The following is a 12,232-nucleotide window of genomic DNA, read 5'->3' on the forward strand; positions in this document are numbered from 1 at the left end:
CAAACTCTTTTACACTCAAACTCTCAACCTTTTTTATACCCTTTTTCCTCAAGTTCCATACAAGTATATTCGTATACCTGCTGAAACATTTCGTCCATATATTTCTTGTTGAAAAGGCTGTATTTTGTCATTTTGGGCGGATCTAGAAATATATTGCAGTGTTTCACCTTGGAATAGACGGATTTTGCAATGGCTAAATGGAGAATCCTATCGAATTCTTTCATGAGGCTCATTTTATTTAATTCATCATAGCTTATTGAGTTGACGTGAGAGGCAATAAGGAAATCGCATTTATCCATAATGGGTTCAATAGGAAGATTGTCAAGAACACCGCCATCTACATATATTTTTTCACCTATTCTTACCGGAGGAAGGATAAACGGAACGCTTGATGAAGCTAAAAGCGGTGTGAAAAGCTCGCCTTCAGAAAAGAAATCAACAATTCCGTGTGTCATTTCTGTAGTAGCTACATAAACCGGTATTTTCAGGATATTAAAATTATCTTCGGGGAAATAATCTCTGAAGAGCTTTAAAATAAAATTGGAACTGAAGATTCCGTTTTTTGACAATTTCAGGGCAGATCTTGAAAAAAAAGAAGTCTGCTTTACGATTTCTATCATTTCATCCGGTGTTTTCCCAAACGAATAAAAAGCAGCAATGATAGAGCCGGCACTGGTTCCTGAAATGATATGTGGTTTAAGATTATATTCTTCCAGGGCTTTTAGAACGGCAATATGTGCAATTCCACGCATTCCGCCGCCTGAAAGTGTAAGTCCGATAACCGGAGGTTTCGGTGGTGTCTTTTTTTTGAACGAGAATATTCCCATTGAGAAAATTATACCTTACTAATATACAGGATTTTTCTCAATGTTTAGGGCTCATCACATTCAGAATCAATCTTAATGAAAAGAGCATTGAATTCATTATTCATCTTTTCATCGTGGGAAACTCTTTGTACCTTATCATTAGCACAGTTCCCCCAGCCAAAAGTAATCAGGTCAATAATGGCATAATCTCTTTTGTCTGCTGAATTAAGCTGTTCGTTAAACTGGTTGATAATACGTTGTGGATCACTGTTATTTTTGCTCATGCTTTCTCTGAGTTTCTTCCATTCTGCAAACATTTGTTCATCCGTTGAATTTAATGCTTTAGAGTAATTAGAACATGCATTGTTTTTAAGAAGAATTGAAGGGTCAGAGTAAGCCTTGATCTGAATTTTTTCCATCTCATAAGACTGAACAAGTGCTTCATAACTTTTCCTCTTAATGTCTTGCCAATAAGGGATATTAACAACGTTCAGATTCATGATCTGGTTTTTCTTTTCTGTAAAATCTTTATCCAGTTTTGCAAGAATCTGATCTTTATTGTTTCTTATTTCATGAAGGTCTTTGAGGTTGTGGACGAAAGGAGTATCCAACAATGAACCACTCAGTTCAAACCAAAGTTTGTAAGTGTCTTCAAGTTCTTTTCTGGAGTATTTATTACTGTCAAAATATCCTTTGTTATCACAGAGTTCCGTTCCGAAATTAAATATTTCCTGCTTAGGCTGAGCGGTTGCTATAGTATCGGTTTTTGGAGCTGATACTTGAGTGGTATCCGCTGATGTAGTGCCGGGAGTGGATTGGTTTTCCTTTTTACAGCTTAGGAATGAAAGCAGAAGGATAGATAGAATGGCTGTTCTCATGATTTTACAATACTAATTTTTTAGGAAGATTGTGTAAAAGTTCTGTGTTGATAATTTCCGCACAGATGCCTGGTTTTTCCCAATGGCCGTTGTGGCCGCAGTCTAATACATAAGATTTGATATTTGTTCTGTCTGGAAGATTTTTAATTGTGGTCTCTGTTTTTACAGCATTGTCATGTTTTCCGGCTAATACTAAAATTTTGGCTTCCAGATTTTGTATAATGTGTTTTTTGTCTGTTCTTTCCACCATACCTTTTACACAGGCAAGAGCTCCCATATTATTTGTAGAAAGTGCGGTTTCCAGTGCGGTTTCAATTTTCCCTTCCAGAATGTCTCTTTCATTGGGATTGAACAGATTTGGGATTCCTGCTCTGGCATAATGGGCGAAAGCATCTTTAATAATCCTGTAACTTTTGATGCGCTGTTGTTTCTTTTCTTCGTCGTCTGCAAAATAAGTGGAGAAGAAGAGGGTTAAACTTTTCAATGAATCAGGATACTTTTCAGCAAAGGCAAGAGAAGTGTATCCGCCCATGGAGTGTCCTAATAAATGTATTTTCTCTATATTCTGGTTATCCAATACTTTTTTTACTTCATCGGCCATAAGTTCCATGGTGTGAACTTCTTCCAGTATTTCAGATTGTCCGTGCCCGGGAAGGTCAATTTTTAAGAGTGAGAAATCTTTGGAAAGATGAGGTTCCATATCACTCCAAATGGATAGATTTTCCATAAAACCATGGAGGAGTACTAACGTTTCTTTTCCATTTCCTTTTTTTTCAAAGTTCAGCATGATTCCAAAATTTTATAGGTTAACCTTTCAAATGTAAACAAAAAAGAGCATTTTAAAAATGCCCTTTCTCTTTTATTGAGTTAATTCTTTATAAACCTTTGTTTCCCAAGGTTTGATATCTGTCACTCCGTAGCGTTCTTTTTTAGCAATAGCCAGATTGTCCAGCATGTCTACAAAATTTTTGTAGTTGGCTTCATCAGTTGGCTTGATAATGACTGTGAAGTTTTCCGGCTTGGGAGCGTTTTTATATGCTTCGGAAATGATTTTTGAAACTTTTATTCCACTGAAATCAGTTTCTTTTAAGTTGCTTGTATTTAAATCATTTGCATTGCTTTGATGATAAAAAACACGATTGTCTTTTCCCAGGATAAATGTAATCTGGTTTTTATCTCCAATTACAGTTTCAATTGGTCTGGTGTTGGGATCTTTCGCAGGAAGTCCCAGATCCATCACGTTGGGTTTTGTAAAATTAGTCGTAAACATAAAGAAGGTTATCAGCAGGAATCCCAGGTCTACCATAGGAGTCATATCTACTCGGATTAATTTTTTCTTTTGCTTGCCGCCCTGTTTTTCTTGTGCGATTACTTCGGCCATAATTCATATTTTAAATTGTTAAACGGTATTTGATGAAAACTTTGAAAATCCGATCGTGATTTTGAAAAGTTGATACAAAGTTGATGCCTAAAATTTAAAATATATAATAAATTTTCATTTCTGTTGCAAAGTTGTACTTAAATGATGTTAAAAGCTGTTGTTGAATATGCTGATTCCGAATAATTTGCTTGGGTTTCAGAAATAAAAAAACTCACACTGTAGAAGTGTGAGTTTAAAATTTTATATAAAATGATTTATTTGCTTTTTTTGTAGTAATTCACTCCGCATTCCAGGAATTTTTTGAAATCTTCCTTCGGCATATATCCGGAAACAGGAGTGTTAATCACTTTTCCATCAGGAGTTATTAAAACATAGTGTGGTTGGGAGTTATTATTGAAATTAACCTGCTGGAATAAGCTCCATCTGTCCCCAATTGTTTTCACTTTTTTGATTTGTCCGTCTCCAAGGTCAATCTTTGTTTTTTGATCTTCAGGAAGCTCTTCTTTATCATCTACATACAGAGAAGCAAGGACAACATCATTCTGGAGAATTGGTAAAATATCCGGTTCGCTCCATACGAACTCTTCCATTTTTCTACAGTTTTCACAACCATAGCCTGTGAAGTCAATCAAGATAGGTTTGTTTTCCTTCTTAGCAATTTCTACTGCTTTAAAGAAATCGTGTTCTGGATGCATTCCTAAAATACCATCTTTTTCATCATGGAAATAACTTACATTCAATGGAGGCAGAATACCGCTTAATAACTGAAGCTTTGGACGGTCGGATGGAATGAATCCCTGGATCAGATAGATCACAAAACCGAAACCTAATACTCCTAATATTTTTCTTGTAATTGAAATTTTAGGTTTTTTATCATCATGCGGAAATCTGATTAATCCGAATAGATATAAAGCCAAACCTAAAGCAACAATGATCCAGATGGCAATGAAAAGTTCTCTTTTTAAGAAGAAAGTCTTCGATACAAGATCTGCTTTTGATAAGAATTTTAAAGCCAAAGCTAATTCTACGAACCCTAATACTACTTTTACAGTATTCATCCATCCTCCGGATTTCGGAAGACTTTGCAATGCTTGTGGGAATAAAGCCAATAGTCCGAAAATGATAGCCCATGCTAAACCAAATCCAGCCAAGGCAAATGTCAGCAGCATTGGAACATTTGAAGAACCCGTTACGGCACTTCCTAATAAACTTCCAAGAATAGGTCCTGTACAAGAGAAAGAAACAATTACCAGCGTTAAAGCCATAAAGAAAATACCGATGATACCACCAGCTTCTTCAGCTTTTGAGGACTTATTGGCAATAGAGCTAGGCAATGTAATATCATAATACCCGAAGAAACTCCCGGCAAAAAAGATAAATATAATAAAGAAGGCAATATTCAGCCATACACTTGTAGAGATCTCATTGAAGATGTTTCCTGCAATCCCGTCGATAATGTGGAAAGGAATACTCAATAAAACGAAAATAAGCAGGATGAAAAAACCATAGATCAAGGCATCTCTTTTTCCTTTTGCTTTATCCTTGCTTCCTTTCGTAAAGAATGAAACCGTTAATGGAATCATCGGGAAGACGCACGGAGTTAATAAGGCAATTAACCCTCCGATAAAACCTAAGAATAGATAAGTCCAGTAGTTCTCATCTACTTTTGTAGAAGCAGTTCCGCAGTCTGTTAATGGCTTTTTGAAGTCCAAGGTTTCAATTTTCAGTTGTTTAGGGTCCAGAGTTGAGGACTCAGCAACTGTGACTGCTGTTTTGGTTGGGTTTTCAGTAACTGTTTCAACCGTTTTTACAGAATCCTTTGCTGGTTCTGTAGTTTCTTCAGGGGTAGTTTCCTCTGTAGCTCCTTTTGGAGTAACCTTTTGATTGAACTCTAGGGTATTCGGTGCAAGGCAAACCCTGTCATCACAAGTCTGGTATGTAATTTCAGATGTTACGTCTGCCGGTTTTGTAGGGTCCTTTAGCTTAAATTTCTGTTTAAAACCAGCCGTATTAGAATAAAAAACAATAGTTCCTCCAAAAGCTTCAGAGAATTCTTCATGTTTCTTACCTACTTCAGTGAACTTCCCGATCAGTTCAATATTTTTTCCTGAAACTTTATATTCCGTAGGGATTCCTGTATCTTCAGGAAGGTCTTTGGAGTAAATGTGCCAGCCTTTCTCCATGGTGGCATTTAAAACCGCTTCATACTGGTTATTGCCCAGATCGTTGATGGTAAATTTAAACTTTACAGGATTTTTAATCTGCGCATTAATTCCTGTTGCTAAAAAGAGTAGAATTAATAAAAACCAATTTCTACATTTCATTTTTCGTTTCATTAAAAATTTTGAGAATACGTTCTGTTTTCTCATCCTTTGCATATCTTCTATCCTGTCTGAAAGGGATGATTCCAAGTACGGAATTATTACTGTCAGACAATATCCAAATTTTTTGCCTCGCTAAAATAGATAATTTTTCGTCCCTAAAAAATTTAGAAACTTTCTTTTTCCCTGAAAAACCCATCGGGTAAAATTCATCACCATCCTGCTGTTTTCTTAAATACAATGGAAACTGAAGTTTTTCAGCATCAAAATTCCACTCTATATTTTTATTGATTCCATCAATGTCTTTCATAGAATCTTGAAGGTTGATCCTGATCTGGCTTTCTGAAAAATCAAAATCATCAATCAGGAGAATTTTGTTTGTATTTTCAGTTTTTTTGTTGATTTTGATAAAGATTAATTCATCTCTGTTAACAACCAACTGATAGTCTTTTGAAAAAAAAGAGCTGTTATTTTCTGCCTTAAAAATTTTAGGGATTTCTTCTTCCTGATTAAATCCATATTTTTTTAAGATCTCAAACTTGACAAAATCGCTTTCCTGATCCAGCTTTTCCTTTGATAAGATTTTATGGTCTTGGTTAAATACAGTAAGTTTATTTTCTATCTCCTGAATCTGTTTTTGGACAAAATCCTTGGTCTGATTCAGATAAGAAGAACTTTTTTTGAAGTTTTCCAGGAAATGATTGTTAGTTTCCTGTAATTTCGGAACAATTTCATTTCTGATCTTATTTCTCAGATAATCACTTTTTTTATTGGAAAGATCTTCCCGGAACTCAATATTGTTTTCGTCTGCAAATTGATAGATTTCCTGTTTAGAGAATGGTAAAAGCGGTCGAATAATATGATTGTCATTGGCAGGGATACCACTCAGTCCATTAATTCCTGCGGCCTTAGAAAGATTGATGATAAATGTCTCCAACTGATCGTTCAGGTGATGGGCAGTAACCAGAAATTCCAGTTTTTCCCTTTGCTGAATTTCCTTAAAAAAAGCATATCTAAGCTCTCTTGCCCAAAGCTGAATAGAGTTTTCCGGTTTTCTATCCTTTTCCGATACTTCATACAGATTAAATATGATATGATTTTTCTCACAAAATTCCTGTACCACTTTTTGATCCCTGTCCGAATCTTTTGCTCGAAGCTTGTAATTGATATGGGCTATTTGAAATGGGTATCCGGAATGTTGGCTTTCATCTCTCAAATCCCGGAATAAAGAGGCTAAAACCATAGAATCGGCACCTCCGCTCACTGCTAAAAGATAGGTGTGATTTTCAGGCTGGTGAATAAGATTTTCTAATTGTTTTCTGAAGTTTGATTTTTTCAACATAGGTGTTGAGAATTTCTTTTATACAAAGATAATCCATATAATTCAATTGAATTTCCCTAACTTTGAGTAGTCTAAAAATGATTACTTATGAAGATTTTTAAAATTTTAGCGGTTTCTGCAATGGCGTTGGGGATGACCTCTTGTGTGAGCAAGAAGCAGTATGATGCCTTAAGCACAAACTATAAGCAGTGTATTGAAAATATCGGAGAAAGACAGAGAGAAATTCAGGATTTGAAATCTCAGAACTCTGCATTGACAGGTGAAAATAATTTATTAAAAAGCCAGCATGATGCTTTAAAATCATCATTGGATGCATGTCTTTCCAATACAGGAAAAAGCTCTGCTAATATTGACAAGCTTGTGGGAGAAATTAATGCTTCCAACTCATATATCAAGCAGTTAATTTCCAGCAATGCTAAGAACGATAGTTTAAACCTTGCTTTGTCTAATAAGCTGAAGAGATCTTTAGATAATGTATCAGATGAAGATGTACAGGTGAAAGTATTGAAAGGAGTGGTAATGATCTCTCTTTCAGATAAAATGTTATACAAAACAGGAGATTACAATATCTTGCCTGCAGCTCAGGAAGTATTAGGTAAAGTAGCGAAGGTTATTAATGATTATGATAAATATTCAGTATTGATTGAAGGAAATACCGATAATGCACCGTTAAATTCTGCAAACCTGCCAAGAGATAACTGGGATCTTTCTGCATTAAGAGGTACTTCTGTTGCGAAAGTTCTTCAAACTCAGTTTGGTGTAGATCCTGCAAGAATTACTGCGGGAGGCCGTTCTGAATACAACCCGAAAGCTACTAACATGAGTGTTTCCGGAAGAGCAGAAAACAGAAGAACAGAAATCATCATTATGCCTAAGCTGGATGAATTCATGAAACTGATGGATATTGCTCCTAAAAAATAATTACTGAATAATACAGTACAGAAGATCCCGATTTTCGGGATCTTTTTTTGTATAATGAATTGTGAGATTTTTAGATGTAACTTTTCAATACATTATTCAACTTATTGAAAATAAAATCGATATGGTCTTTTGAAAGTCGATGATATATTGTTGAGAAAGAAGATTACCACCACCTATCATGTATTTACGTTTAAAAATAAATAATAGTTATATGAAAAAAAATATTCTATCGGTATGTTTATTAGTTTTCTCTTTATCTGGAAAGGCTTTTGCACAAACTGAGACTTCCGGAAGAGAAAAAATATATAAAGCTACCCATACAAAAAGTACTGAACTGAAGCATACGAAACTGAAAGTTAATTTTGATTATCAGAAGGAACAGATGAATGGAGAAGAGTGGCTCACAGCATCTCCCTATTTTTATCCATCAGATTCATTGATACTGGATGCAAAAGGTATGTTGATTCATGAGATAGCAATGGATAGGGAAGGAAGCCGTATTCCATTAAAATACCACTACAGTGACAATATTCTTAGAATCAATCTTGATAGAACATATCAACAAAATCAGGATTATACGGTTTATATCAAATATACTTCCAGACCTAATGTAGTAGAAGAGCAGGGAAGTCCGGCGAAAGGGCTTTATTTCATTAACGCAGATGGTAAAGATTCTGATAAGCCTACTCAGATCTGGACAGATGGTGAATCTGAATTCTCATCAGTATGGTTTCCAACGATAGATAAACCTAATCAAAAAACTACCCAGGAAATTTATATGACCGTTCCGGACAAATATATTACCCTTTCTAATGGTATTTTAAAAGAGTCCCAAAAAGTGCCTGGTAATATGAGAACGGATCATTGGGTAATGGAGAAAAGGCATGCGGTGTATCTTTTCTTTATGGGGATAGGAGAATATAGTGTTGTAAAAGATAAATGGAGGAATGTTCCGATAGATTATTATATAGAAAAGGAATATGAGCCTTATGCCAGACAGATCTACGGAAATACTCCTGAAATGATGGAATTTTTCTCTAAGAAGCTAAATTATGATTATCCCTGGCCCAAATATTCACAGATTACCGGAAGAGACTATCCAAGTGTAGCCATGGAAAATACGACTGCTACTATTCATAATATGGGCGTAATGCAGAAGCCAGGACAATTAATTGATGAAAATAAATGGGAAGAATATATTGCTCATGAGTTGTTCCATCATTGGTTCGGGGATCTGGTAACTGCAGAGAGCTGGAGTAATCTTACCCTGAACGAGTCATTTGCAAATTATTCCCAATATCTCTGGAATGAATATAAATATGGGAAAGACCAGGCAGATTATCATTTACTATCGAATGTCAATAAATATTTTAATAGTCCTTCAAATTTTAAAAAAGATCTTGTGAGATTTACTTATGATTCTCCTGAAGATACTTTTGATGTAGTATCCTATGAAAAAGGAGGTGGAATTCTTCATATGCTGAGAAACTATTTGGGAGATGATGCCTTCTTCGCAGGGATAAGAGATTTTCTAAAAACCTATGAATATAAAAATGCAGAGGCTCAGCAATTAAGGTTATCATTTGAAAAAATATCCGGGAAGGATCTGAATTGGTTCTTTAATCAATGGTATTATGGGAGTGGAAATCCTAAATTACAATATTCATATACTTTTGAACCTGTTAAAAAACAAGTAGAAGTGATGATTGACCAATCACAGGAAAAACCTTTTGAATTTCCTTTGGCAATAGATGTGTATGATAATGGAAAGCCGGTACGGTATAATGTATGGGTAAATGCTCAGGCAAAAAATAGTTTTAATTTTAATGTTTCCACAAAGCCTGATTTGATTAATATTAACGCTGATGGAGTATTACTTTCTGAAATTACAGATAAAAAAACGGCCGAACAAAATCTGATTCAGTTTACTCATTCCAAAGAATTTTTAAGCCGTTATAAAGCATTGGTAGGTATTAAGGAGGATTTGAATAATCCTGCATCTGTTAAATTGTTATCTGCAGCTTTAAAAGATCCTTTCTTTAGAATCAGAATTAAGGCCTTGGAATTATTGGATCTTACAGACGCGAAGCAAAATAAGTATCTGATTGCGGATGTTGAAAAAATAGCTGCTGAGGATTCAAAAACGTTGGTGCAGGCAGCAGCCATTTCTGCTCTGTCTAAGACCAAAAATAAAAAGTACCTGCCACTATTCGAAAAAGGAATGAATGAGGTATCCAATGCAGTAAAAGCTAATTCATTTCTTGCTATCTTGGCTACAGATCCTTCAAAAGTCAAAACTCTGACTAATAAAATAGATCTCTCACAAGCCTCTAGGGATATGGTTGTTAAAATGCTTCCCGCTGTTATTGAGAACAAAATAGATTCTCAAATGCAATATACGGTCTCCATTGTGGCTCTTTATCCATTGGTAAAACTACGTAATCCGGTATTGGGGAAATTTGCAGAAGAAGGATTCAATAGAATTATGGAGTCTGATGATTTAGCAGCAACAAAGGGAATTGTCAATGTTTTAAATCAGGAAAAAAATGAACTGACAAAAGATGCTGAGATTAAAAAGGAAATTTATACTGCATTGGAAGCAGGGTTGAATAAAAAGAATGAACTTTTAAAAAACAAGCCACAAAATCAGGAGAACATTAGTAAACAGATTGCGGTATTGAAACAAATAATAACTAAATATAAATAACTTTGTAAGGTATTCTAAAAACAAATCCCGAATTTCTTCGGGATTTATTTTTTTAATCAAATTAATTCTTCTTTTTTCAAAAGGGAAATAATTCGTCGTAAAAAATGATTGGATAATTCAGTCTTGTTTTTTTTTGCAGAAGATGGCGTACTTCTTTTCAGAAGTGCGTTTTTTTGATTCTCATGGTTAGTTTGTGGTTGATCTTCTGCAATCATTTGTTTTCTAGTGTTTTTACCCCTTCGTTCTCTTTGCAAACTTATCACTAATACCACAGAAATAACATCCGTATTTTCACGGTATTTTGAATGGGATTTTCCCTGAAGATAGAAATTATCCAATTTTATAAAATAGTTTATTTTGGTGTAATTTATTGATTAAGAAAATAATGCGTATATTTAAATCTCCATAAAAGGAAATAACATAGAGGTGTCCGAAAATCTTAAAGAGTAGGAAATTAATACTAAACAAAATAATTATGAAAAATTCAAAAAAACTTTCAAGAGGAGAAATGAAAACTGTACAAGGTGCAGCTGTTAGAGGGTGTAATCCACAGATATTTTGTACCAGTCTACAGACAAAGTGTTGCCCAGGATGGGTATGTGCCGGTATAAGACAATATTGTATAGCCATATAATGATTTTTACATAAAATTTGGATATACCTAAGAAAAAGAGAGCAATTAATTGTTCTCTTTTTTGTATCTTATATTGAGCAAAACCAAGGGTTAGAAAAGTTTTAAAATCCGTAAATTTGTTTAAATTAAAATGGTATGAGTTTTTTTGAAGAAAAGAATCCTGAAATGGATAGATATCTGGAAGCACACGCTTCCTCAGAATCCGAAATTCTGAAAAAGCTGAGAAGGGAGACTTATCAGAAAACGACACAGCCTCATATGATTTCAGGCTATCAGCAAGGAAGATTACTAACAATTGTTTCCCAAATGCTGCAACCTAAAAACGTTCTTGAAATTGGTACATTTACCGGATATGCTACTTTATGTTTGGCTTCAGGACTGGCAAAAGATGGTAAAATTACCACATTGGATGTGAATGAAGATCTGGCTTATTTACCCAAAAAATATTTCGAATCCAGCGAATATGCTCATCAGATTGATTTTAAACTTCAGGATGCTAAAGAATTTTTGAAAGAAACAGACGAGTTTTTTGATTTGATCTTTGTAGATGCTGATAAAGAAAATTATGCAGAATATTTCAAACTGTTAAAACCCCATACAAAGTCAGGATCAGTAGTGATGTTTGACAATGTCCTGTGGTATGGAAAAGTATTGGAAGAAAACCCAAAGTTGAAATCTACACAGTCTATTCAGGAATTGAATGATTTAGCAGCAAAAGACGAAGATTTTGAAAATCTTATTTTACCTTTGCGGGATGGAGTCAACTTCCTTCGCAGGAAGTAATTAAATGAAAAGATTAAGAGATTTAGAAATGAACCAGTAATGTAGTTTCTAAATCTCTTAATTTTCCTAATTTCTAAATGAATAAAATGAATAAAGGAATTTGTATCGTAACAGTGGCACCAGTTCGTGCAGAAGGTTCTGACAGGGCAGAGATTGTTACAGAAATATTGTTTGGGGAAAGTGCAGATATTTTGGAAGTTAATAAGAACTGGACCAAAATAAAAATGCATTATGATGGTTATGAAGGATGGATGGATACCAAGCAACTGAAACCTGTGACTGATGAAGAATTGGCCAATAGAAAAGTTACTGTGGTAACTGAAGATTTCTCTTCTGTATTAATGAATGATGGTAAAACCTTGCTATCTATGGGATCTGAAGTGGAATTTCCTGTGGTGGCCTCAAGGAGAAGCCATGATGTGAGGGAGAGTATTGCTCTTACTGCTAAAGAATTTCTTA

At 34.7% G+C, this 12,232-nt stretch carries 12 protein-coding genes; 5 read left to right on the forward strand and 7 right to left on the reverse strand.

What is annotated here, in order from left to right; translation table 11 throughout:
- Nucleotides 1–23 precede the first annotated feature (23 nt).
- The 6 genes from BBH99_RS11065 to tilS all read right to left on the reverse strand — a co-directional run bounded on the left by BBH99_RS11065 (nt 24) and on the right by tilS (nt 6,728).
- Nucleotides 24–827, reverse strand: coding sequence for a patatin-like phospholipase family protein (locus BBH99_RS11065; protein ID WP_066695487.1), 804 nt, complete (start codon nt 825–827; stop codon nt 24–26).
- 44 nt (nt 828–871) lie between these two features.
- Nucleotides 872–1,684: a hypothetical protein gene (locus BBH99_RS11070; protein ID WP_066695488.1), complete on the reverse strand. Its 813-nt coding sequence runs from the start codon at nt 1,682–1,684 to the stop codon at nt 872–874.
- Between the two features lie 4 nt (nt 1,685–1,688).
- Nucleotides 1,689–2,471, reverse strand: coding sequence for an alpha/beta fold hydrolase (locus BBH99_RS11075; protein ID WP_066695489.1), 783 nt, complete (start codon nt 2,469–2,471; stop codon nt 1,689–1,691).
- 72 nt (nt 2,472–2,543) lie between these two features.
- Nucleotides 2,544–3,065, reverse strand: a complete 522-nt coding sequence (locus BBH99_RS11080) for a biopolymer transporter ExbD (RefSeq protein WP_066695490.1) — start codon at nt 3,063–3,065, stop codon at nt 2,544–2,546.
- A gap of 254 nt (nt 3,066–3,319) precedes the next feature.
- A complete protein-coding gene (locus BBH99_RS11085) occupies nt 3,320–5,389 on the reverse strand; it encodes a protein-disulfide reductase DsbD family protein (RefSeq protein ID WP_066695508.1) in 2,070 nt (689 codons plus the stop codon).
- The gene (gene tilS / locus BBH99_RS11090; protein WP_066695495.1) at nt 5,379–6,728 is read right to left on the reverse strand and encodes a tRNA lysidine(34) synthetase TilS; all 1,350 of its coding nucleotides are present in this window, start codon (nt 6,726–6,728) and stop codon (nt 5,379–5,381) included. Before tilS ends, BBH99_RS11085 begins: the two co-directional genes overlap by 11 nt.
- Nucleotides 6,729–6,815: 87 nt before the next feature.
- Between tilS and BBH99_RS11095 the strand changes: the two genes are divergently transcribed.
- Complete coding sequence (locus BBH99_RS11095) at nt 6,816–7,649, forward strand: OmpA family protein (RefSeq protein WP_066695497.1); 834 nt, start codon at nt 6,816–6,818, stop codon at nt 7,647–7,649.
- 211 nt (nt 7,650–7,860) lie between these two features.
- Nucleotides 7,861–10,356, forward strand: coding sequence for a M1 family metallopeptidase (locus BBH99_RS11100; protein ID WP_066695499.1), 2,496 nt, complete (start codon nt 7,861–7,863; stop codon nt 10,354–10,356).
- A 56-nt stretch (nt 10,357–10,412) separates the two neighbouring features.
- Here BBH99_RS11100 and BBH99_RS11105 read toward each other — a convergent pair whose 3' ends face one another.
- The gene (locus tag BBH99_RS11105) at nt 10,413–10,694 is read right to left on the reverse strand and encodes a hypothetical protein (RefSeq protein WP_066695501.1); all 282 of its coding nucleotides are present in this window, start codon (nt 10,692–10,694) and stop codon (nt 10,413–10,415) included.
- A 137-nt stretch (nt 10,695–10,831) separates the two neighbouring features.
- Here BBH99_RS11105 and BBH99_RS23155 point away from each other — a divergent pair, with 137 nt between their 5' ends.
- The 3 genes from BBH99_RS23155 to BBH99_RS11120 all read left to right on the forward strand — a co-directional run.
- Nucleotides 10,832–10,990, forward strand: a complete 159-nt coding sequence (locus tag BBH99_RS23155; RefSeq protein ID WP_449384792.1) for a CCPGW family putative bacteriocin — start codon at nt 10,832–10,834, stop codon at nt 10,988–10,990.
- A gap of 135 nt (nt 10,991–11,125) precedes the next feature.
- Nucleotides 11,126–11,773, forward strand: coding sequence for an O-methyltransferase (locus tag BBH99_RS11115; protein WP_066695506.1), 648 nt, complete (start codon nt 11,126–11,128; stop codon nt 11,771–11,773).
- Between the two features lie 86 nt (nt 11,774–11,859).
- A partial coding sequence (locus BBH99_RS11120; RefSeq protein ID WP_131799217.1) for an SH3 domain-containing protein occupies nt 11,860–12,232 on the forward strand: 373 nt, incomplete at its 3' end.

The organism is Chryseobacterium contaminans (assembly GCF_001684955.1).
GTDB lineage: Bacteria > Bacteroidota > Bacteroidia > Flavobacteriales > Weeksellaceae > Chryseobacterium > Chryseobacterium contaminans.

Excerpts from the sequence above, each read along its gene's own strand:
- BBH99_RS11065 (WP_066695487.1), bottom strand. The coding sequence starts at position 827 with ATGGGAATATTCTCGTTCAAAAAAAAGACACCACCGAAACCTCCGGTT.
- BBH99_RS11070 (WP_066695488.1), bottom strand. The coding sequence starts at position 1,684 with ATGAGAACAGCCATTCTATCTATCCTTCTGCTTTCATTCCTAAGCTGT.
- BBH99_RS11075 (WP_066695489.1), bottom strand. The coding sequence starts at position 2,471 with ATGCTGAACTTTGAAAAAAAAGGAAATGGAAAAGAAACGTTAGTACTC.
- BBH99_RS11080 (WP_066695490.1), bottom strand. The coding sequence starts at position 3,065 with ATGGCCGAAGTAATCGCACAAGAAAAACAGGGCGGCAAGCAAAAGAAA.
- BBH99_RS11085 (WP_066695508.1), bottom strand. The coding sequence starts at position 5,389 with ATGAAATGTAGAAATTGGTTTTTATTAATTCTACTCTTTTTAGCAACA.
- tilS (WP_066695495.1), bottom strand. The coding sequence starts at position 6,728 with ATGTTGAAAAAATCAAACTTCAGAAAACAATTAGAAAATCTTATTCAC.
- BBH99_RS11095 (WP_066695497.1), top strand. The coding sequence starts at position 6,816 with ATGAAGATTTTTAAAATTTTAGCGGTTTCTGCAATGGCGTTGGGGATG.
- BBH99_RS11100 (WP_066695499.1), top strand. The coding sequence starts at position 7,861 with ATGAAAAAAAATATTCTATCGGTATGTTTATTAGTTTTCTCTTTATCT.
- BBH99_RS23155 (WP_449384792.1), top strand. The coding sequence starts at position 10,832 with ATGAAAAATTCAAAAAAACTTTCAAGAGGAGAAATGAAAACTGTACAA.
- BBH99_RS11115 (WP_066695506.1), top strand. The coding sequence starts at position 11,126 with ATGAGTTTTTTTGAAGAAAAGAATCCTGAAATGGATAGATATCTGGAA.